This is a genomic window from Pseudoalteromonas sp. TAE79 (genome assembly GCF_000498015.1).
In the GTDB taxonomy this organism is placed as follows: Bacteria; Pseudomonadota; Gammaproteobacteria; order Enterobacterales; family Alteromonadaceae; genus Pseudoalteromonas.
This window is the reverse complement of the sequence record NZ_AUTL01000218.1, coordinates 1-21,976: the sequence shown is the minus strand read 5'-3', so window position 1 is coordinate 21,976 and position 21,976 is coordinate 1. Positions and strand designations below refer to the sequence as shown.

Here is a 21,976-nt window from a genome sequence, read left to right as displayed (position 1 = left end):
ATAGCAAAAAGATTTTTCCATGTGGTGTGCTGCAATGAACAAGGGCGCTTAGTTAAAAAGAAAATGTTAAAGCGTGCGCAAGTGTTATCTTTTTTCCAACAACACACTACGTGTTTAGTTGCTTTAGAGGCCTGTGCAACTTCTCATTTTTGGGCTCGAGAAATCAGAAAATGTGGTCATCAGATAAAGCTTATTCCACCTCAGCATGTAAAAGCCTTCTTAGTTGGCAATAAAAATGATTATAACGATGCTTTAGCAATTAGCGTTGCTTCAAAACAACATCATATTAAGAGTGTCTGTATAAAATCAGTTGAGCAACAAGATAACCAAGCACAGCACAAAGCGAGAGAATTAGCGGTCAGACAAAGAACGGCACTATGCAATCAAATCCGAGGCTTAACTGCTGAATACGGAATTATTTTAAATCAGGGTATAAACACAATACGCAAAAGTATCCCCCTAATTTTAGAAGATGAAAATACCGGATTATCAGGCGCATTTAAAGCGGTACTAAAGCAGTTAGAAACACAATTGAGTAACTTAGACAGCTGCATTGAAACTTACAGTACATTAATAGTTGAAACAGCAAAAAATAATGATATTTGCCAACGGATCCAAACAATACCTGGATTTGGTCCTATGGTATCAAGCGCCTATTTCAATGAAGTTGGAAATGGCAGTAACTATAAAAGAGGCCGCGATGTTTCAGCGTCTTTAGGTATCGTTCCGCGTCAACACAGTAGTGGCGGGAAAGATACTTTACTTGGGATAAGTAAGCGAGGAAATAGCTACTTAAGGTGCCTGTTGATCCAAGGAGCAAAAGCGGTTGTCTCAAGAGCAAAAACGAAGAATGATAAATTAAGTCAATGGATAAACCGACTGGTTCAAACTCGAGGGCATAATCGAGCATGTGTAGCTTATGCCAACAAGATGGCGAGAATGGCTTGGGCTATTAGCGCTTCAGGTGAGAGTTACTCACCCGTATAAATACTCTTCAAAGAATTGCGTAAGTGGCTAAAACGATGACATAACAGGTCAAACCTGCATATTGAAAACCTATAGAGTTCAGTGGTAGTAAATACCGATAACCTGATCAGGACAATATGCGCGGATTACATCAAGGTCAGAAGTAATAATCTTCACTAAAAGACCGTATATATGACAGCAAACCTGTCCCTGCTATCGTTGAATGACACCTTGCAATACTGGAGGAGACCATATATGAACTCTGGTTAAGAGATATACCAACATATTTTATTATGATGATATTTAAGCTTATTTCTCTAGCCAGAGGTTTTCAGTGAAAACAAGGCGAATTTACGCGTCAATAGCTAGCCTATTGCAAGTAAATTCAACGCAGTTAGCGCTGAAAATAGCTGCTAGAGATAGATTTATTATCCAGAGTTCAGGTTATCTATTAAGCGCAGTTATTAACTGCGCTTTTTTTATGCTTTTTTATTATTAAAAAACTACCAAATGGATGTTAAAAATACTTGCGCGGTTGAAAATTAAGCCTACAATCGCCATCTCTTAAATAGGCCAATATAAAAGCCTCTTTATTATTTAACTTAAAATAATCATTAGTTGATAGGAAATATATGACTAAAAAATCTAAAGCAAAAACCGCAAATACCAGCGCGGTAGACACAGGGCGAGGCGTTATAAACCATAATGCACTAGCGGCGATGGTCACCTCTAAATTATTTAAACCACAAGTAGTTAAAGCTAAAAAAGGCAAAGGCTCGTTTAAACGCAACAACAAGCATTCAGGACAAGAGTCCTATTTAATCGCGGCTTAATTAGCACCGATCAAATAGGGCTTTTGAATATATTACTTTTAGTTCTTTATTATTTTAACTTCCAAGCTGTCCTCTAAAAGCGCAGCGCCTCTAAACCTCTTTGTGAATAACAGCCCTTAAAATATGAATGCACAAAGAGAAGAAAAAGAGGAGTAAATGAGCAGACAAAGTCCATTTTTTTAAGCGTAAGCGCGCAATTAAACCCACATACCAATATTAATGCTACCTATGCATAATTTACTCAGCATATTAACCTGAGGTAATTATGAATAAACAGCAAAAAATAAAACACTGGCAAGGCATTTTTGAGCAGCAAAAATCGAGTGGTTTAGCCATCATTCAATTTTGTCGTGATAACAACATTAACGCATCGACTTTCTATGTTTGGCGTAAACGCCTTTCTGACGAAACGATAAGGGTTAAAAAGCAACAGGTGATCCCGTTTGTTATTCATGAGCAAGCCTTTACACACCCTTCAATCATTAAACTCACCACACCAAACGGCTATCAAATAGACTTCGAGTCGACATTAGCGCACCAAGCACTCGCCAAATTATTGAGCGTACTGTGACACCTTGCACCCACCAAGTTTACTTGGTCACGGGATTCACCGACATGCGAAAATCAATCAATGGGTTAAGTATTATTGTCAGCGATACCCTATCTCTCGATCCTTTAAGCCAAGCGTGGTTCGTTTTTTGTAATAAACAACGCGATAAATTAAAAATTTTGTTTTGGGATACCAATGGTTTTTGGCTTTATTATCGTCGCTTAGAGCAAGGACGATTTCAATGGCCAAATCATGCTCAAGCACACGTAGCCATGGGGATTGAACAACGGCAGTTACAATGGTTATTATCTGGCTTACCGGTAAATAATAAAACCCGCCACTCAACTTTATCAGGGTTATCAGTGATGTAAATTAACCAGATCGTTTTTTTTACTTGAACGATCTTTCCCATGTGTCATGCTATTAAAATGCCAGACACTATTCTCATCACCGAACTACAAAATCAGCTTGCACTTATGCAGGCTAAGCTTGATGGCTTAGAAAAAGATAAAATTTCACTGCAAGAAGATAAGGTTGAAATGCAATCGCGGATTGACCACTTGCTTGCTGAGCTTAAGTTAAGTAAATCCCAAAAATACGGTAAAAAAAGTGAAAAAGCCCCACGGGGCACCTTCAATGAAGCGGAGCAGCATAAAACGACTGAGCCGCCTAAACACCATAAGAAAGGTAAACAAATACTGGCTGAGCACTTTGAACGAGAAGAGGTTGAGCACACCTTAACCGAGTTAACGTGTCAGTGTTGCGGTGAACAACTACATCAATGTGGTAGTGAAGACAGCGAGCAAGTGAAGATTATTCCGGCGAAAGTCAGTGTCATTAAGCACAAACAATTTAAATATGCTTGCAGACATTGCGAGCATGAACAATTGGCCAGTAAAATAATCACCGCGCCTAAACCCAAGCAGCCTATTCCTGGCAGCATTGCGAGTCCNGGTTGTTACGGGCAAATACTGCGATGCCTTACCGCTTTATCGTTTCGTTGACATACTGGGCCGTGGCGGCCTTGAACTATCGCGCGGAACATTAGCTAATTGGTGTATTAAAGCGGGCCTGCTAATCAGCCCCTTAGTGGCAGCCATGCAACGTCACTTGCTTAGTGAGCACAGTTTATGTGCCGATGAAACCCGTACACAAGTCTTAGATGAAGGTGACAACCCTAGCAGCAATTCCTACATGTGGGTTTATCGCAGCAATGAGGTCAGCCGTGAGCCTGTCGTGATTTACGATTACCAAGCAGGTCGAAGTCGCGCTTGCGCAAAAGAATTTCTTGCCGGTTATCAAGGCTATTTACAGTGCGACGGTTACCGTGTTTATGACGGTATTGAAGGCATTACCCCTGTTGGTTGCTGGGCACACGCTAGACGCAAATATAACGATGCCTTAAAAGCAGAGTCGAAAAACAAAGGTCGAGCGCATAAAGCCATCAGCTTTATCAGCCAATTATATAAACTGGAAACCCACGCTAAAAACAAACAGTTATCTCCTCAAGCGCGGTATCAGTTACGACAAGAAAAAGCCTTACCCATATTAATGCACTTTAAAGCGTGGCTTGATGAAGCCGAAGGTAAAGTAACGGCGGGGAGTTATATTGGCAAAGCGATAAAATACACGCTTAATCAATGGCCGAAATTAATGCGGTATAGTGAAGATGGCGAACTAGGGATTGATAATAATATTACTGAGCGAGATATTCGGCCGTTTACCACTGGTAGAAAAAACTGGCTATTCTCAAAATCGGTTAATGGTGCTCAGGCCAGCGCGATACTTTATAGTATTGTGATGACCTGCCGTGCCAATGACATCAATCCTTATTACTACTTTGTGCATTTATTTAAAACGTTGCCGAATCGAGATGAGGGTGATGATGATTTTACCGACCTAATGCCGTGGAATGTGCAGCTAGACTTCGATTATAGCTAAGCGCACTGCTTAAATGCGCGCTTACTTTTAAGCTATATGATATTTCACCATCGAGGCGCTGTGCGTTACACAAAGAAAACACGAGTAATGTTAGTCACTGCTCCTTGTTTTCTCCTTCACTTCTCGGTGGTGGTTAAGTTACTTGTTTACTAATGCATCCGACTAAATGCAAAAGCGGTGCTTTTAAACGCCAGCAAGCTGCACGTCTACAGGTGCTTATACTCAAGTTAGAAGTGTCATTTTTAACCTTTAAAACTATTATTTTTAACTGTTTGTGATGGGTTTTCACCAAATAGTTGCGTGTAATCTTTAGCAAATTGTCCCGCGTGCCAAAATCCCCAATTGGCTGCTATTACTGAAATGGGCTTATCTTGGTTTGGTTTTTTTAGCTCTCGCCTTACATTATTTAAGCGTGTTAAACGTAAAAACCGCAAAGGGTTAATTCCTAAAATACTCTCAAAGCTATACTGAAGTGTGCGCCTACTTACAAAGGAAAGCTCGCACAGCTCGGTTATTGTTATTGGGTTTTGTGGATTTGTGGCCACGTAATCTTTTACTTTATCTACTACGGCTTTTCGGTGTTTATAACTTGGCGCAATATTTTGCTGCGGATTGTCTGCTTGTAATAAGTGTAGTGCCAACATGTTTAGCATATCTTGCTGTGATTCGGTTCTAAGTCCGAAGCCCTTGCCTACAACCATGCTATTAATTATTTGTCTTGCCGTTTGCAAAGATGAGTTGCTCACTGATAAACGAGCTGATTGTGCAGATACGAGGTTTTTCAATGTTACGCCTTGGAGCTGCGCCATATATTCAATTGAGTTCCAATCGATTACCAAACCATAAATATTAAATTGCTCAGAGGTTATCAGCTCAAAGTCGTTATCACTTGTACGGCACATATATTGATTACTTGCCACACTTAAACCATTAATTTTACTTTGCTGTGACTGACAAGGAATGCCAAGCCAAACCGAATTAGGGGCTATGTTACATTGCTGACGAAGCGCTCGCTCAGTGTATTCTTTAAACACATGAATATTGGCGTAATCCGTTTCTTCAATACAACCATAAAAGCTGCCGTCGCTCATTTGATCGTATTTTTGCTGCCATTGAGTAAGGCTATGCGCTTGCTCGTCTATATCGTGTGTTTGCACCTTGCTCTTTAGTGGTGCGTTAAAGCTACTTTGCTGCGCCATATCGGGGATGCTCTTTTTCGTTACACTTTCATTATGCTTAAGTTAACACCGCTTTGCGTGTGTAACCAATTGAATTGGATTAATAAATAATCTTTTGCCGAAATTCGATAGTTACTTGGTACAAAATAAGCTGTCTTGTAACTATTCAATATTGATTTATAGCTAAAGATGCAGCAAAACCTATACCAAGGTTGATCATATTAGTTATGTGGAGTAAATCATGGGGCAAGCGTACAGTTACACTTTAGGTACACATACTTATAAATTCAAGAACTTAGCCCAGTTAATGGCTAAAGCTACACCGCAGCGTTCGGGTGATCGCTTAGCGGGCGTAATTGCACAATCAGCACAAGAACGTGCTGTGGCACAAATGACATTGGCGGATATTCCTCTTAAAACATTTTTAAATGAGGTACTTATTCCCTACGAAGATGACGAAATTACACGCTTAATTATTGACGAGCACGATGCGAATGCCTTTATGGCTATTGCACATTTAACCGTAGGCGATTTTCGTAATTGGCTTTTAAGTGACTTTGCAACACCTGCTGTACTTGCAAGTATAAGGCAAGGTATTACGCCGGAAATGGCTGCTGCAGTTAGCAAAATAATGCGCAATCAAGATCTCATATTAATTGCTAAAAAGTGCCATGTTACGAGTGCTTTTAGAAATACTATTGGCCTCCCCGGGCATTTATCTACACGTTTACAACCAAATCACCCAACTGACGATATTAATGGTATTGCTGCATGCATGCTTGATGGTTTGCTATACGGTAATGGCGATGCAGTAATAGGTATAAACCCTGCAACCGATAACGTTGCCCAAGCCATTAAGTTAATGACGTTAATGGATGATGTTATTCAAAAGTACGCCATACCGACCCAAAGCTGCGTGCTCACCCATGTTACTAACACCATTGAATGTATAGAAGCTGGCGCACCAGTTGATTTAGTATTTCAATCAATTGGTGGCACAGAGGCTACTAATTCAAGTTTTGGTTTTAATTTAAATACCTTAGCTGAAGCGCAAGATGCGGCTTTAAGTTTAAAGCGCGGCACTGTTGGCAATAATGTGATGTATTTTGAAACTGGGCAAGGCAGTTCGCTTTCTGCAAATGCGCATCATGAGCTTGATCAGCAAACGTGCGAAGCTCGCGCTTATGCCGTTGCGCGTAAGTTTAACCCGTTACTGGTAAATACCGTGGTGGGGTTTATTGGCCCTGAATATTTGTATGATGGTAAAGAAATTACCCGAGCAGGACTTGAAGATCATTTTTGCGCTAAGTTACTAGGCATACCGATGGGGTGCGACGTGTGTTACACCAATCATGCAGAGGCCGATCAAAACGATATGGATAACTTGCTAACGCTATTAGGTGTTGCTGGTTGCTCGTTTGTAATGGGAATTCCTGGCTCTGACGATATAATGCTTAATTACCAAACTACGTCGTTTCATGATGCATTATATGTTCGCCGTGTACTTGGCTCTAGACCTGCCCCCGAGTTTGAAGCATGGCTAAGCAAAATGAAAATAATGCAAAGCACTTCCGATATTACACTTTCAGATACCTTGCCTCCCGCTTTTGCTAAACCTCTGGGTGCAATTACTGGAGGTGGCTCATGAAATCACGTTTAAAACAGAGCACTCCTTTAGATGACTCAGTAACCGAGCATAAAAATAACGGTAATGTAGTGCACAATCCTTGGAGTGATTTACGCCGTTTTACCGACGCCCGTATTGGGCTTGGGCGTGCGGGTATAAGTTTGCCAACCTCAGAAATGCTGGCTTTTCAGCTATCTCATGCACAAGCACGCGATGCGGTGAGTTTTCCGCTTGATATTAACAAAATGGCTGAGCAACTAGGCAGTATTAGTGCTCTAAAAGAAGTTGCCCCTCCCCTGCATTTACACAGCCAAGCCGTTGACAGGGTTACTTACCTTCAGCGACCCGATTTAGGCCGCAAGCTTGATGAAAATGGTAGGCAAATACTTCTCAGCTATATGAATAAACAAAAGCACACTACTCAGGCTAAATACGATTTAGCGATTGTAGTGGTGGATGGACTCTCCTCGTTGGCGGTACAAAAAAATGCATACCCATTTATAACAGAGCTATTAACGCACCTTACAACAGACAAGCAATTTAAAATTGCCCCCATTACTTTGGTTGAACAAGGTCGAGTAGCAATTGGCGACGATATAGGTGAGTTGCTAAATGCGCAGGTGGTTATGGTGTTAATAGGAGAGCGCCCAGGACTTAGTTCGCCAGATAGCCTTGGCTTGTATTTAACATGGGAGCCTAAAACAGGACTTAACGATGCATGTCGTAATTGCATATCGAATATTCGCCCAGCAGGCCTACCTTATACAGAAGCGGCTAGGCGTGCGCTGTACTTATTACGTGAAGCTAAAAAACTAAAACTAACTGGGGTTAATTTAAAAGACCGTACACAAGACGATGTAATTGAGCATCAGGTTTCAACCACTAACTTTTTAATTGCTGAGTAATTTTAATTAAAAACACATGAAATAAAACAATAAAAACTAAACATCAACGGAGAAGGGTTATGTCTACTAATAATACAGAGTACCTTGCTAAAAGACAGTTAAAACGAGGTACTGCGGGGTGGTTATTACTCGCAGGTTTGGGTGTGTCGTATGTAATATCGGGTGACTTTGCAGGTTGGAACTTTGGTATTGCCGAAGCGGGTTGGGGTGGCTTTGCAATTGCTGCAGTGTTAATGGCAGTTATGTATTTAGCTCTGGTATTGTCGCTTGCTGAAATGTCAGCTGCAATACCTGCAGCAGGCGGTGGTTATAGTTTTGCGCGCCAAGCTATGGGGCCTGCGGGAGGCTATTTAACCGGGCTTGCGGTATTAATTGAATACGCCTTAGCACCCGCTGCTATTGTTATTTTTATAGGCTCTGCAGTTGAAGCCCTCACTGGATTTAATGGACCATGGGTATATGCATTATTTTACTTACTATTTGTGGGAATTCATTTAGCAGGCGTAGGAGAAGCACTTAAAGTAATGATGGTAATAAGTGGTTTAGCAGTATTAGCTATTATTGCAACGGCTTTTGTTTTAATTACAAATTTTGATGCATCACGCTTATTTGACGTCCCCGTAACCGATGCAGTGGGAGCCAGTGAGTTTTTACCTTTAGGTTGGTACGGGGTTTGGGCTGCATTACCGTTTGCCATGTGGTTATTTTTAGCGGTGGAAGGTGTACCGCTTGCTGCAGAAGAGGCAAAAGATCCCGCTAAAGATGTGCCAAAAGGCATTATTGGTGCAATGATCTTTTTGTTATTTACTGCTTTTTTAGTTGTTGTTTTAGTGCCTGGCGCTGGCGGTGCTGCTGCAATGGGCGCAAGTGCTGTACCTTTGGTTGATGCATTAAATGCATCGGGTAGTGAGGGCTTAGCAACTGTAGTAAATATATTAGGGCTTGCGGGTTTAGTTGCTTCGTTTTTCTCTATTATTTATGGTTATAGTCGCTTAGTGTTTGCTTTATCTAGAGCCGGATATTTATCGCGTTCGTTGTCGATTACAACTAATCGCAAAGTGCCAGCACGTGCGTTGATTGTACCTGCCGNCGAGGGTGATTTAATACTTGCAATGGCTGTAGTAGGTGCAACGGTATCGTATGCATTAATGGCGCTGAGCCATATTTTACTACGCGTTAAACAACCTGACTTACCTCGCCCTTATAAAACCCCTGGTGGTGTAGTAACTTCAAGTATTGCTTTAGTGCTTTCGCTTATAGCATTAACCGGAGTGTATGCGTTCGACCCTCGTGCATTTTTATACACTATGATGCTGTTTATTGTGGGCGCCGTATATTACTTTGGCTACAGCTCAAAACACTTAGTTGCTAAAAGCGCTGATGAAGAGTTTGCAATGTTGGCAGATGCAGAATCTGATTTAGAAATGGCTAAGTAAATATTAATAGTTATTATAAGTGAGGCTAGCCCTCACTTATATTTTTATACAAGCAACACGGTGTAAAAATAGTGCCTGCATGTAAACATCAAGCCCCTTCTCTACTTTATTAATACCATTTAAAGCTAAAACTTTATGCTGCCGCGTAGCGCTTTGTTTTGCCCATGTTTGGTTTTTTTGTCCATGCGCTTTCGCTGTGAATTACGGCTAGGCCTGGTGGCTCGACGCGCTTTATTAACTACCGTAGCACTAAGAATTAAATCCTTTAAACGCTTAAGGGCATCTTCCCTATTTAGCTCTTGGGTACGGTGACTTTGCGCTTTAATGATTAAGACGCCGTCTTTGGTAATTCTTGTATCATTTAAGGCAAGTAATCGTTCTTTGTAGAAGTCAGGTAATTTAGAGCGGTTAATGTCAAAACGTAAATGAATTGCACTTGCTACTTTATTAACATTTTGACCACCGGCACCTTGCGAACGAATAGCTGTGAGCTCTAGTTCCCATTCATCGATAGTGACAGTATTTGAAATTGTTAACATTGTGTTCAGCTCTATTTGTCAAAAATACATTATATCATCAGTACATTAGCTTGTGGTGAATCCACTAAATTCTTAGAACTTAAATAAATTCTCATAAATTGTACTATAAATCAGCCAATATTTTATTTTGTATTGGCAAGTGTTGCTTATTAGTTTCTAATTGGCACTACTTTAATACTAGGAAATGCTCAATGAAAAAAATACTTGTATCACTTAGCTTATTAGCGATGAGTTTCTCAAGCCTTGCAGAGGATATTAACGAAGGTCAACTTCAAAGCTATATGAAAGCACTGCCAGCTGTGACTAGCTGGGCAAGCAGCCAAGAGTCGTTAAAAGACTTAGATTTAGCAAGTATGCTAGGTGGTTCTGCAGATCAAAGTGTTGGCGAACAAAGCTCTTTAGCTAACAGTGCATTAAGCATGATTAAAGAACAAGACCTATACAAAAGCTTTGCGAGTGTTACAAACCGTTACGGTTTTACGCCAGAGCAGCTAGTAACTGTAGGTTCTGAAGTATCAATGGCTTATATCGAAAATCTTAAGTCGGGCCTTTCTGCTGATAATCAAGAAACTGCTAATAAAGTAATGGGCGGTTTTCAAAGTATGAAAAGTGCTAAAGATAAAGGCGCTAGCTCATTAATGAGTTCGTTTGGTAAATCATCAAGCGCAGCTGAGAAGTCTACAGAATCTTTAGTAAGCGAAAACAACCTTGAACTTGTGAGCGAATATATGCCACAACTACAAAAGCTTTTTGCACTTTTATAAGTTTTATTGCTTTAAAAAAAGCGGGCTTATCTAGCCGTGAAATTAAAACGCATAAAAAACGGGGGAGTATTCAATACTCCCCCGTTTTTATTTAGCGTACAGATTATTTAAGATCGAACCTGTCTGCGTTCATTACTTTTACCCATGCATTTACAAAGTCATGTACAAAACGTTCTTTATTATCGTCTTGTGCATAAAATTCACTTAGGGCACGTAAAATAGAGTTTGAACCAAACACTAAATCTACGCGTGTGGCAGTCCATTTAATGGTGCCTGTTTTGCGTTCAACAATATTATATATACCTGGCTCTAGTGGCTTCCAGTTGTTAGCCATGTCGGTTAGGTTTACAAAAAAGTCGGTAGATAGCGTGCCTACATTATCAGTAAATACACCATGTTTAGTGCCTGCGTAGTTTGTGCCTAGTACACGCATGCCGCCCATAAGTGCAGTCATTTCTGGTGCTGTTAAGCCCATTAATTGGCTGCGCTCTAACAATAGCTCTTCTGAGGATACGCTAAAGTCATTTTTAAGGTAGTTTCTAAATCCATCATGAACAGGCTCAAGCGGATCGAACGATTCTGCATCAGTCATTTCGTCTGTTGCGTCCCCTCGTCCTGGTGCAAATGGTACTGTTACATTAACACCGGCTTGTTTTNCAGCTTGCTCTACAGCCGCTGTGCCACCTAATACGATTAAATCAGCCAGGCTTACTGGCTTAGATAAACCCGCTTGTACTTTTTCAAGGGCACTAAGTACACTTGCTAAACGCGCAGGTTCGTTACCTTGCCAATCTTTTTGTGGTGCTAGACGAATACGTGCGCCATTTGCGCCACCGCGTTTATCAGAACCACGATACGTACGCGCACTATCCCACGCTGTATTTATTAAATCACTCGCGCTTACACCGCAATCAAGTAGCTGTGCTTTTAAGCTTGTGATTTCATCGTCTGATAATGTGTAATCAACTGCTGGAATAGGATCTTGCCAAATTAGGTCTTCGCTTGGTACATCTTTACCTAAGTAACATGCTTTAGGACCTAAATCGCGGTGAGTTAGCTTAAACCATGCGCGTGCAAATACATCAGAGAAGTATTCAAAGTCGTTATAAAAACGCTCAATAATTTTACGGTACGCAGGGTCCACTTTCATGGCCATATCGGCATCGGTCATCATTGGGTTTAAACGAATTGATGAATCTTCTACGTCTACTGGTTTGTCTTCTTCTTTAATATTTACAGGTTCCCACTGATGAGCGCCAGCTGGGCTTTTAGTAAGTTCCCATTCGTAATTTAAAAGTAAGTGGCAGTATCCGTTATCCCATGTAGTTGGGTGTGTGGTCCATGCGCCTTCAAGGCCAGAAGTTACAGTATGACGACCAAAGCCGCCTTCTTTGGTGCTGTTCCAACCTAAACCTTGCTCGTGTACGTCTGCTGCTTCTGGCTCTGGACCTAAGTGCTCTGCTTTACCATTACCGTGAGTTTTACCTACTGTATGGCCGCCCACTGTTAATGCTGCTGTTTCTTCGTCATCCATTGCCATGCGAGCAAATGTTTCACGTACATGAGCCGCTGTTTTAAGAGGATCTGGTATACCATTAACACCTTCAGGGTTAACGTAAATTAGGCCCATTTGTACCGCCGCTAATGGGTTTTCCATGGTGTCTGGTTTTTCTACATTGTCATAGCGCTCATCACTTGGTGCTAACCATTCTTTTTCAGCCCCCCAGTAAATATCTTTTTCTGGATGCCAAATGTCTTCACGGCCGCCTGCAAAGCCATAAATTTTTAGCCCCATTGATTCGTATGCCATGTTACCTGCAAGGATAAATAAATCGGCCCATGAAAGTTTGTTACCGTATTTTTTCTTAAGTGGCCATAAAAGTCTGCGTGCTTTATCTAAGCTTGCGTTATCTGGCCATGAATTTAAAGGCGAGAAACGTTGGTTACCAGTACTTGCGCCACCACGACCGTCAGATAAACGGTACGTACCCGCAGAATGCCATGCCATACGAATCATTAAACCACCGTAATGGCCCCAATCNGCAGGCCACCAATCTTGGCTGTCGGTCATAAAGGTTTTTAAGTCGGCTTTTACTTCGTCTAAATCTAAAGATTTAAATGCTTCTGCGTAGTTAAAATTAGTACCATATGGATTTGATTTAGTATCGTGTTGATGAAGAATGTCTAAGTTGAGTGTGTTTGGCCACCAATCGGTGTTTACTTTAGAAACAACTGAATTACTACCGTGCATAACAGGGCATTTACCCGCTGTTGGGTTGCTCATTGTGAAATCCTTATAATAGAAAGGTAAAATACTTAATCAATCAGTATTATTGCTTATGTGTTTATAACTTTTTAAAAAGTAACGGTTATTTTTATTTAATAGGCTTACTTTTACTCAGCGTGCCTACCTAAGTGCTTACGTATCCTTAATATAGGCGTATAAATTATGCTACGCCAGCCTCAACATACTATTTAAAACGATTGCTCCAATTTATATTTTTGATTGCCCTTACGTTAATGATGTACTTAACAATAGGCTTAAAGTCGCGTTTAAAATAATAGTGAAAAGTCAGATGGAGCTCATATAAAGTATTACGCAAAATAAAAATTCAAAATCGGTGAATTAACCTTAATCTTTTTACTAGACCTGTGATCGAATTGAAAAATTTCGGCGTAATGGTATGTGAAGGGTTTGAAAGTGGCTTTAGTTTACTAAAGCGCACATTGGAATACCCCCCTTCACCATGAAATTGTAGTTAGATAGTTATAATGATAAAGGTGCATTACTTAAGCCCAATGCACCTTTCTTTATTTTTAACTAATTGAATTAAGTTAAGTAATTGTTCAGATAAATTCAGTTAGTATGAAGTTGTTCTCCTGTGAACCCTTACGACATATTGTTGTTTTAAGCAGTTTTTGCCAGCTCTCCTTGAGCTGGCTTTTTTTTTGCCTATTTTTACTCAAATTACCTGAGCATGGGTAATATGCTCACGCTTTACCCTATTATTGCTAAGCTCACTAGGCTAAAAAAAATTTACAACTATTGCTCCTATCTAAATTAGGTCAATTTTAATCCACAAAGAACAACACGCCCTAGTGCCATTAAGCCCTGCATGCTAAAGTTATTACAGTAATTAATTTAATTAGGCGTACCAATGCGTTATTACCTATCTGTACTTTTTGTTTGTTTAACTTTGTTTTCGGGCATAGTGAACTCTGCTGAAAAGCAACCAGCTTCACCTACAGCACAACAAGAGCAACAAGCTCTTCAACAACTCAAAGAGCCTATGTATAAGCCGCTAATGGAGCGTTACATATTAGATGAGCTAAAAGCAGTTAGGCAAGATCAGCAAAAGCTTCGTGAAGATGTAACTAAGCAGGTTACTCATGCGCAACTTGATACTGCAGATCGCGCATTAACGTACACTACAGATACCATTAATAATGTGTTTTTTATAATTACCGCTACAGCGTCGATTTTAGTTTTAGTGGGTTGGAACTCGTTGCGCGATGTTAAAAATAAAGTAGAAGATATTGTAAATACGCGTGTGAGTGTAATTACAGACGAGTATGAAGACCGATTAAAAATTCTTGAAGAAAAACTACGCGTTCGCTCAGAAGAAATACTCAGCAACCAAGAACGCATATCGGTGACTAACGAAGTTCATTCGTTGTGGATGCGCGCAAACCTAGAAAGTGATTTTGCAAATAAAATTGAAATTTTTGATGAAATACTCAATCGCAAACCAGAAGATGTGGAAGCCATTGCTTATAAAGCCGATGCACTACTAGAAATTAATGAAACAGCACAAGCCATTGAGCTGTGTAACCAAGCAATTGATATAGACAGCGATTACGGTTATGCCTATTGGCAACGAGCCTGTGCTTATGCATTAACACATAAGCATGCTGATGCATTAGCCGATATTAAAATGGCACTTGAATACTCTCCAAACTTACGTAATGAATTATTACATGAGAGCGCTTTTGCAAGCCTGCATGACAACGACAGCTTTAATACGATAGTGGCTGGTGAAGTTGTTTAAGCACTCAGAATTTCGCCTGTATGATTAGGCGCAACACCATAAAAAAGGGCTTTGGCCCTTTTTTATGTTTTTAAAGGTAAAGTTTGTTGTGTAATTAGAAGCTTAACTGCGCTCTACAAACTCAGCTCTAGCGTAGAGCTAAGATCAAAAGTGATTACTTCACAAAGAGGTTTAGAGACGCTGCGCTTTTAGAGAAGAGCTTAGAAGTTAAAATAATAAAAACAATCAGAAACTGTGCTTCTAACATGAGCAACAAGTCATACTCTAAACTTGGTATAAACACAGCTATTCGCGCAGGTTACAAGCTTTTAAAGCAACGCTTGTACTTTTATAATGCCGAGTCAGCATTGGTTTTGCTCTTCTCATTTGCTCCTCCTTTTCTTCTCTGCGTGCATATTGTTTTTTAGGGCTGTTATACACAAATAGGTTTAGAGATGCTGCGCTTTTAGAGTAGTTAGCTTAAGTGCTTCTCGCGCGAGCAAGCTTAGTGCCTACCTGAGAAACTTACACTCAGCAGTTTAATTTACCTGTAGACGCGCTGCTTACAGGCGTTTAAAAACGAAGTTTTTAGGATGGTTGAATTAATACCAACCCGCAATAATACTTAATCACTTTTAGGGGCTAAACGTGTCGCTACCTGCGTAAAAAAATTCTCATTTAGAACAACTAAATAGCGAATTTTTTGCCTAGCTATCAACACGTTTTTCCATCCTCAAAATAGATCACTTAATTAAGCGAATTGGTATAAGTAATTAGAAGCTGCTACCCATTTTCTTCAGGCATAAAAAAAGCCGCATAAAATGCGGCTTTGGAGGTTAGTCTCACTTCACTTTGGGCGTGTCTCCAAAACTTAGTGAATACGTTACCAAGGAACTGTTATGTATTATTTAAGCTATTGACTCTAATGCAATTTTAACCATTTCGTTAAACGTGCTTTGACGCTCATCAGCAGGTGTTGCTTCACCGGTGATTACGTGGTCACTTACTGTAAATAATGCCATTGCATTTGCGCCGTATTCAGCTGCAACGCCATATAAACCGGCAGTTTCCATATCCACTGCTAGCATGCCTAACTTGTCTAAGTCTTTATAGAACGAGTCGTCTGCTTGGTAGAAAGTGTCGGTTGTAAATACGTTACCTACTTTTGCTTCTATTCCTAGCTCTTTAGCAGCGTTTACACCGTTTAAAAGTAAGTCAAAGTTAGCAATAGCAGCAAAATCGTAGCCACGAACACGTGCACGGTTTACGTTTGAATCTGTGCTTGCACCTTGTGCAAAAATTACGTCACGGATTTTGATATCTGTGCCAATACCGCCACACGTACCAATACGTATAATATTTTTAACGCCAAAGCTTACAATTAGCTCACGTGCATAAATAGACATTGATGGAATGCCCATGCCTGAACCCATGATGCTTACTGGCTTACCTTTGTAAGTACCAGTGAAACCGTACATGTTACGAACACCTGTAACTTGTACTGCATCATCTAAAAAGTTTTCAGCAATATATTGCGCACGTAGCGGATCGCCTGGCATTAATACTGTTTCGGCGAAATCACCAACGTTTGCACTGATATGCGGAGTACTCATTAATTGTTTTCCTTTTTATTTGGCGTTGTTAGCTCATTTAAAAAGCTGTCGCCGTAATCAAGCGCAGATAAGTTAAACCACTGTGCCAGTGTTTGACCGATATCTGCAAAGCTGTTGCGTTCACCTAGTGGTGTGTTACTCATACCTGGTTTATATGCAATAACCGGTACGTATTCGCGAGTGTGCTCAGAACCTGGAAAGGTTGGGTCACAACCGTGATCTGCAGTGATCATTAATATATCATCTGCGTTTAACTGTTTTAGTATAGTTGGTAAATAGTCATCAAATTCTTTTAATGCTTTTGCATAACCTACTGGGTTACGGCGATGACCAAATTTTTCATCAAAATCAACTAGGTTAGTAAAGATTAAGCTATGATCTGGTGCGCTTTTCATTACTTCGCTGGTTTTTTCTAGCAAGTTCATAAGCCCAGGTGCTTTATGCTTTTGGGTTATGCCCTGATGCGCGTAAATATCTGAAATTTTACCAATACTAATTACTTCGCCGCCGTCTTTTGCTAACACATCTAGCAATGTTGGTGCTGGCGGAAGTACTGAATAGTCGCGACGGTTACCCGTTCGAGCAAAGTCTTGGCTATTTGAACCCAAAAATGGCCGCGCAATCACTCGTCCTATATTCATTTCATCAAGTAGCGCCCGTGCGATTTCGCAAACTTGATAAAGCTTCTCTAGGCCGAATGACTCTTCATGCGCGGCTATTTGAAACACGCTATCAGCTGAGGTGTAACAGATTGGTTTACCTGTTTTTACATGCTCTTCACCTAGCTGTTCTAAAATGGTAGTTCCTGATGCATGGCAATTGCCTAAAATGCCTGGAATACCTGTGCGAGCAATAAACTCGTCTATAAATTCTTGTGGGAAACTAGGCTGTGTTTTTGGGAAATATCCCCAATCAAATAACACAGGTACTCCTGCCATTTCCCAATGACCTGATGGCGTGTCTTTTCCGCTAGATAATTCTTTAGCGTAACCCCATGCTCCTTGAGAAGCTTGGCGGTCTGAAATTAAACACGGTTCTCCACCGGCAGCTTCACATGCATCCACTAACCCAAGTTTTGATAGGTTAGGAAGCGATAATGCAGCGCCTGTTTCGTCGTAATATGCTTTTAGTAAGTGAGCGAATGTATTAGCCCCAAGATCGCCGAATTTATCTGCATCTGGTGCTGCACCGATTCCTAGGCTATCTGCCATTAAGATAATTGCTCTTGCCATTTTGACCTCACTTTGATTCTAGGTGGTTACTTTATCCGCTGATCGATTTTTCCGTACAGGACAAAAGTCCTGTTTCATAAAACCTAAACATTATAAATTTGCATTCTTAAGCGAAGCAAAAGAGATTAATCGTGTCTTTTTTGCTATTGTGATCTACCAACAATATATCCTTCTGTGTGGGTGAGAACTTTAGTGACACGAACTACTATTATAGCTATTGCAGGCGCGTCTGCGTCGGGCAAATCTCTTTTTAGCCAAACTATATACAATGAATTGGTTAATGAGCTTGAACCAGGCGCTATCGCCATTATTGAAGAAGATGCTTACTACAAGGATCAGTCGCATTTACCGATGGCGCATCGTACGCAAACGAATTACGACCATCCTGATGCATTTGAACATGCGTTAATGCTTGAGCATTTAACACAGCTTCGTAGTGGAAATTCAGTTGAAGTACCAACGTATGATTATGCACAGCATACACGTAGCGAGAAAACTCGCCGAGTGCCTGCTGCTAAAATACTCATTGTTGAAGGTATTTTATTATTGAGTGACAAAGCGCTTAATAAAGAATTTGATATTAAGGTATTTATAGATACACCTTTAGATATTTGCTTAATGCGTCGTATGCAACGTGATATGGAGCAACGAGGCAGAACATTACAATCTGTTGTTGAGCAGTATCAAGCAACTGTTAGACCGATGTTTTATCAATTTATTGAGCCTTCTAAGCATAATGCAGATTTAGTTGTGACTCGAGGCGGTATGAACCGCGTTGCGATTGATATAATAAAAAGTAAGATAAAATATTTACTACAAGAATAACAACGGGAAACATTTGTATGACAACATTTATGAGCTTAGTGGGCATGTGTGTGCTACTAAGCATTGCCTTTGCGGCATCAACTAATCGCAAGGCAATTAATTTAAGAACCGTTGGTATAGCATTTGCGATGCAAGTAGTTATTGGCGGNCGTATCGTCGGTTATTGGTTATGCAAACGACGGTATTGGGTTTTTGTTTGGCCCACTTGCCTCACAAGACACATTAGGTTTTATTTTTGCGATTCAAGTTTTGCCCGTTATCGTGTTTTTCTCAGCACTTGTTGCTGTGTTGTATCACCTTGGCATTATGGATTGGATAATTAGGATTTTAGGCGGCGGTTTACAAAAATTATTGAAAACCTCTCGCACAGAATCGCTTTCAGCGACAGCAAATATTTTTGTTGGCCAAACTGAAGCACCGCTAATAGTTAAGCCATTTATAGCAACAATGACTAAATCGGAATTGTTTGCAGTGATGGTAGGTGGCTTAGCCACTGTGGCAGGCTCTGTAATGGCCGGTTACGTTATTATTGGCGTAGATCTTAAGTATTTAATAGCAGCGAGCTTTATGGCTGCTCCAGGTGGTTTTTTAATGGCCAAGATGATTGTGCCAGAAACTGAAACGCCTAAAGATAACTTAGCTGATTTAGATTTAGATGACGAAGATAAGCCTGTAAATGTAATTGATGCAGCTGCATCAGGTGCAGCAAACGGTATGCATTTAGCACTTAATGTAGGTGCAATGTTACTTGCTTTTGTAGCGCTAATTGCACTACTAAACGGTTTATTAGGTGGTATTGGTGGGTGGTTTGATTACCCAACATTAACGCTTCAAGAAATATTAGGTTATGTATTTGCTCCTGTTGCATGGTTACTAGGTGTGCCATGGGATGAAGCAATTATAGCCGGCAGCTTTATTGGTCAAAAGATAGTAGTGAACGAGTTTGTTGCTTACTTAGACTTTATAAATTATCGCGATACGTTAAGCGCGCACACACAAGCAATTGTTACTTTTGCTCTATGTGGCTTTGCTAACTTATCATCGATAGCCATTTTACTAGGTGGGTTAGGCGGTATGGCGCCTAGTCGGCGGAAGGATATCGCACGCTTAGGGCTCAGAGCAGTGTTAGCAGGATCTATGGCTAACCTTATGAGCGCAGCAATTGCTGGGTTTTTCCTCTCGCTAGCTTAGAAACTTATTGAGATGAACACCGGTGTTGCAAAACAAGAGGATAGCGCTTTAAGGGGTTAAAGCTCTATCTGACTTGAACGATACTTCACCAAGGGCCGCAAGGCCCTTTTATCGTTTTAGGCCTTCCACATTTATACACTCCCCCACCTTCAAGCTATTTAACCTTATTTATGGTTATATATAACTCAAATAAACCAATATCTTAGTAACAAATTCACATAAATATTTTTTGTGTTTTTCGTATTTTCAGCCACACTTACTATTACTTAAGCTAACCGACTAACGATCCGCTATTGTGAAATATATTCTTTATTCTCTTTTTTTAATTTGTTCTGTGTATGTTCAAGCAAAGGAACCCATCCTTGTTGTTACAGAGTTAGCACCGCCAAACCAGGTGTTGATTGATGGTGAGGTAGCAGGTGAAGGTACTCAATTTATTAGAGATATATTTGCTGAGGCTGATCTAACACCTAACATTCAAATGTACCCTTGGGCACGTGCTTATAAAATTGCAGATGAGCTTAAAAATACCTTTATATACAGCCTTGCACGCACTGTAGAGCGAGAAGACAAATTTTATTGGATAGGACCTGTCGAACGTTTTGAACTAGGCTTTATTGGCCTATCAGAGCGAGATGATCTTATTATAAACACTACTGAACAAGCTAAAGTGTACAAAATTGCTATGCAGCGCAATGATTTTTCAACACAAACCCTCGCAAAACTGGGGTTTGAAGTTGTTTTAACCTCTGATATTCAAAAGTCATACTCTTTACTACTCGCTAAAAAAGTAGATTTAATTGTAGACGATCCTTTATATATGCAGCAGATGAGTGATTATCTAAAGCTCAAACCAGCACACTTAAAGTTTATTTATAAAATAGATGAGCTAACAATTGATGCTTATTTAGCTGCGAATAAAAAAACAGATATGCATTTAATAGAATCACTGCAAGCTGCATTTTTAAAAATAAAGCAAAAGAAAGGGCTGCCTTACAGGTACTAACATTAGCGCTTATAACGTTTTTTATAAGCCGAAAAGTTATCCTTCTTTTTAAGCTTTTCAAACTCCCTATTAAAACGCTCTACAATGTAATTGGGTACTGATTTATTAAACGCGATGTAGTTACCTGCTATCTCAGGTAATGGTAATTCCTGCAGCCTAACGACATCGTCTTCACTATACCCAAAAGGCGAAAGTTGATAACCAATGGTGTATTCAGAGCCTAAAATCAAATCTATTTTACTATTTAAAAACAAGTGCATATATTGCTTTTCATCACCTATGGACAAAAGGTTTTTACCTGCTTCAAACCCTACTTTTTTAATTATGGATTCGTAAATATCCCCTCTTACGATAGCAAGTGAAAACTGCTTTGCTTCATTTAAGCTATTCATTTTTAACTGAGTATTTTTTTTAAGTTTATAAAAAAATGTTTCACTGGATGCCAAAGGCCCTACCCAATTAAAAATAGGCGTTCTTTGAGATGTTTTAGCGATAGAGATAATACCTGAATGCTTTTCTTTTTGGACTAGGCTGTAAGCACGTTTCCAAGGAAGTATTTTAAATTCACAGGTAATGTCTGACGCAATGCATACATCTTTTACAATATCGAGATTTATGCCAACAAGTTGACGCGCTTTGTTTTCAAAATTGTATGGCGAAAAGTGCTCAGTGTAGACCGTGAGCTTGAAATCTTCAGCCTGTGCGTAATGACTGATAAATATAAAAACAAGTATAAGGAAGGATTTAATGATAACGATACCTACTGATGAACTTACATTAATAATAAGTGCAGCTTAGGTTGAGTCAAATTTCAGACACAAAAAAAGCGCCTTAAGCGCTTTTTTTTCATTTTACTTAAAAAGTAAAATTATACAGCTGTGATGTTATCAGCTTGTGGACCTTTTTGACCTTGTGAAAGAGTAAACTCTACACGTTGGCCTTCAGCTAAAGTTTTGAAACCTTCGCTTTTGATTGCTGAGAAATGTGCGAAAACGTCTGGGCCATTTTCTTGCTCGATGAAACCAAAACCTTTAGACTCGTTGAACCACTTAACTGTACCTGATACGATGTTAGACATTGTAATATCCTGATATAAAATAAAAAATATGCTCATAAGAGCGGGTGTAGCAAAAAATGAGATGGTACTTTAAAAACTTCAGGACGGTACTACAAGTATTACTTATACAACATCGAAATGGAGATTTATAGCTTACATGCTTTCTTTCTAGCTGCAGCCCACTATATAGATTTTTTAAAATATGTCAAGTACCTATCTATAATCAGAGCACGGCTAGCGCATTTTAATCCCAGACTCTAACAGGGTTGAGCGGTAATCATCGTC

Annotated in this window: 20 protein-coding genes and 1 pseudogene; 14 read left to right on the top strand and 7 right to left on the bottom strand. The window is 40.0% G+C overall.

Features of this window, described 5'->3' with window-relative positions; genetic code table 11:
* The 6 genes from L655_RS0116170 to L655_RS01000000125755 form a co-directional block, all read left to right on the top strand.
* Positions 1 to 987 (top strand): IS110 family transposase (locus L655_RS0116170; protein ID WP_024604568.1); only part of this gene is annotated, 987 nt, incomplete at its 5' end.
* Positions 988 to 1,598: 611 nt separating this feature from the next.
* Complete coding sequence (locus L655_RS0116165) at positions 1,599 to 1,799, top strand: ribosome alternative rescue factor ArfA (protein WP_002963106.1); 201 nt, start codon at positions 1,599 to 1,601, stop codon at positions 1,797 to 1,799.
* 265 nt (positions 1,800 to 2,064) lie between these two features.
* Positions 2,065 to 2,370 carry a hypothetical protein gene (locus L655_RS0116160; protein WP_010555472.1) on the top strand — a complete coding sequence of 102 codons (306 nt, stop codon included), beginning with the start codon at positions 2,065 to 2,067 and terminating at the stop codon, positions 2,368 to 2,370.
* Entirely contained in the window at positions 2,367 to 2,720 is a 354-nt protein-coding gene (gene tnpB, locus L655_RS0116155; RefSeq protein ID WP_024605589.1) for an IS66 family insertion sequence element accessory protein TnpB, read from the top strand. Before L655_RS0116160 ends, tnpB begins: the two co-directional genes overlap by 4 nt.
* 57 nt (positions 2,721 to 2,777) lie before the next feature.
* Positions 2,778 to 3,353 carry an IS66 family transposase zinc-finger binding domain-containing protein gene (locus L655_RS1000000128075; protein ID WP_241764501.1) on the top strand — a complete coding sequence of 192 codons (576 nt, stop codon included), beginning with the start codon at positions 2,778 to 2,780 and terminating at the stop codon, positions 3,351 to 3,353.
* Positions 3,292 to 4,290 (top strand): IS66 family transposase, encoded by a 999-nt coding sequence (locus L655_RS01000000125755; protein WP_241764500.1) that lies wholly within the window; start codon positions 3,292 to 3,294, stop codon positions 4,288 to 4,290. The genes L655_RS1000000128075 and L655_RS01000000125755 overlap by 62 nt, the downstream gene beginning before the upstream one ends.
* A 242-nt stretch (positions 4,291 to 4,532) precedes the next feature.
* On the opposite strand, the gene L655_RS0116145 is transcribed toward L655_RS01000000125755, so the two are convergent.
* Positions 4,533 to 5,489, bottom strand: a complete 957-nt coding sequence (locus tag L655_RS0116145) for a helix-turn-helix domain-containing protein (RefSeq protein WP_024605588.1) — start codon at positions 5,487 to 5,489, stop codon at positions 4,533 to 4,535.
* A gap of 220 nt (positions 5,490 to 5,709) precedes the next feature.
* Between L655_RS0116145 and L655_RS0116140 the strand changes: the two genes are divergently transcribed.
* From L655_RS0116140 to eat, 3 genes are read left to right on the top strand one after another with little or no spacing between them, the layout of a single operon-like run.
* Entirely contained in the window at positions 5,710 to 7,116 is a 1,407-nt protein-coding gene (locus L655_RS0116140; RefSeq protein WP_024605587.1) for an ethanolamine ammonia-lyase subunit EutB, read from the top strand.
* Positions 7,113 to 8,000 carry an ethanolamine ammonia-lyase subunit EutC gene (gene eutC, locus L655_RS0116135; protein ID WP_024605586.1) on the top strand — a complete coding sequence of 296 codons (888 nt, stop codon included), beginning with the start codon at positions 7,113 to 7,115 and terminating at the stop codon, positions 7,998 to 8,000. The genes L655_RS0116140 and eutC overlap by 4 nt, the downstream gene beginning before the upstream one ends.
* A gap of 59 nt (positions 8,001 to 8,059) precedes the next feature.
* A complete protein-coding gene (eat, locus tag L655_RS0116130) occupies positions 8,060 to 9,436 on the top strand; it encodes an ethanolamine permease (protein WP_024605585.1) in 1,377 nt (458 codons plus the stop codon).
* Positions 9,437 to 9,561: 125 nt separating this feature from the next.
* On the opposite strand, the gene arfB is transcribed toward eat, so the two are convergent.
* Positions 9,562 to 9,975, bottom strand: a complete 414-nt coding sequence (gene arfB, locus L655_RS0116125; RefSeq protein WP_024605584.1) for an alternative ribosome rescue aminoacyl-tRNA hydrolase ArfB — start codon at positions 9,973 to 9,975, stop codon at positions 9,562 to 9,564.
* A 191-nt stretch (positions 9,976 to 10,166) separates the two neighbouring features.
* Between arfB and L655_RS0116120 the strand changes: the two genes are divergently transcribed.
* Complete coding sequence (locus L655_RS0116120) at positions 10,167 to 10,739, top strand: hypothetical protein (RefSeq protein WP_024605583.1); 573 nt, start codon at positions 10,167 to 10,169, stop codon at positions 10,737 to 10,739.
* 103 nt (positions 10,740 to 10,842) lie between these two features.
* Here L655_RS0116120 and katG read toward each other — a convergent pair whose 3' ends face one another.
* Complete coding sequence (gene katG, locus L655_RS0116115; RefSeq protein ID WP_024605582.1) at positions 10,843 to 13,023, bottom strand: catalase/peroxidase HPI; 2,181 nt, start codon at positions 13,021 to 13,023, stop codon at positions 10,843 to 10,845.
* 874 nt (positions 13,024 to 13,897) lie between these two features.
* Here katG and L655_RS0116110 point away from each other — a divergent pair.
* Entirely contained in the window at positions 13,898 to 14,788 is an 891-nt protein-coding gene (locus L655_RS0116110; protein WP_002959108.1) for a tetratricopeptide repeat protein, read from the top strand.
* 887 nt (positions 14,789 to 15,675) lie between these two features.
* Here L655_RS0116110 and deoD read toward each other — a convergent pair.
* On the bottom strand, positions 15,676 to 16,380 hold the full coding sequence (gene deoD / locus L655_RS0116105; RefSeq protein WP_024596283.1) for a purine-nucleoside phosphorylase: 705 nt from the start codon (positions 16,378 to 16,380) through the stop codon (positions 15,676 to 15,678).
* Positions 16,380 to 17,612, bottom strand: coding sequence for a phosphopentomutase (locus L655_RS0116100; RefSeq protein WP_024596282.1), 1,233 nt, complete (start codon positions 17,610 to 17,612; stop codon positions 16,380 to 16,382). The genes deoD and L655_RS0116100 overlap by 1 nt, the downstream gene beginning before the upstream one ends.
* A gap of 192 nt (positions 17,613 to 17,804) precedes the next feature.
* On the opposite strand from L655_RS0116100, the gene udk reads away from it, so the two are divergent.
* From udk to L655_RS0116085, 3 genes and pseudogenes are all read left to right on the top strand, one after another.
* Positions 17,805 to 18,437 carry a uridine kinase gene (gene udk / locus L655_RS0116095; protein ID WP_024596281.1) on the top strand — a complete coding sequence of 211 codons (633 nt, stop codon included), beginning with the start codon at positions 17,805 to 17,807 and terminating at the stop codon, positions 18,435 to 18,437.
* Between the two features lie 17 nt (positions 18,438 to 18,454).
* Positions 18,455 to 19,628 (top strand): annotated as a pseudogene (locus L655_RS01000000125750) (NupC/NupG family nucleoside CNT transporter).
* Between the two features lie 295 nt (positions 19,629 to 19,923).
* Positions 19,924 to 20,634: a transporter substrate-binding domain-containing protein gene (locus L655_RS0116085; RefSeq protein WP_024605581.1), complete on the top strand. Its 711-nt coding sequence runs from the start codon at positions 19,924 to 19,926 to the stop codon at positions 20,632 to 20,634.
* A gap of 2 nt (positions 20,635 to 20,636) precedes the next feature.
* On the opposite strand, the gene L655_RS1000000126745 is transcribed toward L655_RS0116085, so the two are convergent.
* Positions 20,637 to 21,350 carry a transporter substrate-binding domain-containing protein gene (locus L655_RS1000000126745; protein WP_241764502.1) on the bottom strand — a complete coding sequence of 238 codons (714 nt, stop codon included), beginning with the start codon at positions 21,348 to 21,350 and terminating at the stop codon, positions 20,637 to 20,639.
* A 152-nt stretch (positions 21,351 to 21,502) separates the two neighbouring features.
* A complete protein-coding gene (locus L655_RS0116075) occupies positions 21,503 to 21,712 on the bottom strand; it encodes a cold-shock protein (RefSeq protein ID WP_002959120.1) in 210 nt (69 codons plus the stop codon).
* Positions 21,713 to 21,976 lie beyond the last annotated feature (264 nt).

What these genes read in the sequence shown, in the direction of transcription:
- L655_RS0116165 (WP_002963106.1), top strand. Translation starts at nt 1,599, where the DNA reads ATGACTAAAAAATCTAAAGCAAAAACCGCAAATACCAGCGCGGTAGAC.
- L655_RS0116075 (WP_002959120.1), bottom strand. Translation starts at nt 21,712, where the DNA reads ATGTCTAACATCGTATCAGGTACAGTTAAGTGGTTCAACGAGTCTAAA.
- L655_RS0116145 (WP_024605588.1), bottom strand. Translation starts at nt 5,489, where the DNA reads ATGGCGCAGCAAAGTAGCTTTAACGCACCACTAAAGAGCAAGGTGCAA.
- L655_RS0116110 (WP_002959108.1), top strand. Translation starts at nt 13,898, where the DNA reads ATGCGTTATTACCTATCTGTACTTTTTGTTTGTTTAACTTTGTTTTCG.
- deoD (WP_024596283.1), bottom strand. Translation starts at nt 16,380, where the DNA reads ATGAGTACTCCGCATATCAGTGCAAACGTTGGTGATTTCGCCGAAACA.
- eutC (WP_024605586.1), top strand. Translation starts at nt 7,113, where the DNA reads ATGAAATCACGTTTAAAACAGAGCACTCCTTTAGATGACTCAGTAACC.
- L655_RS0116140 (WP_024605587.1), top strand. Translation starts at nt 5,710, where the DNA reads ATGGGGCAAGCGTACAGTTACACTTTAGGTACACATACTTATAAATTC.
- L655_RS0116160 (WP_010555472.1), top strand. Translation starts at nt 2,065, where the DNA reads ATGAATAAACAGCAAAAAATAAAACACTGGCAAGGCATTTTTGAGCAG.
- L655_RS0116100 (WP_024596282.1), bottom strand. Translation starts at nt 17,612, where the DNA reads ATGGCAAGAGCAATTATCTTAATGGCAGATAGCCTAGGAATCGGTGCA.
- L655_RS0116120 (WP_024605583.1), top strand. Translation starts at nt 10,167, where the DNA reads ATGAAAAAAATACTTGTATCACTTAGCTTATTAGCGATGAGTTTCTCA.
- arfB (WP_024605584.1), bottom strand. Translation starts at nt 9,975, where the DNA reads ATGTTAACAATTTCAAATACTGTCACTATCGATGAATGGGAACTAGAG.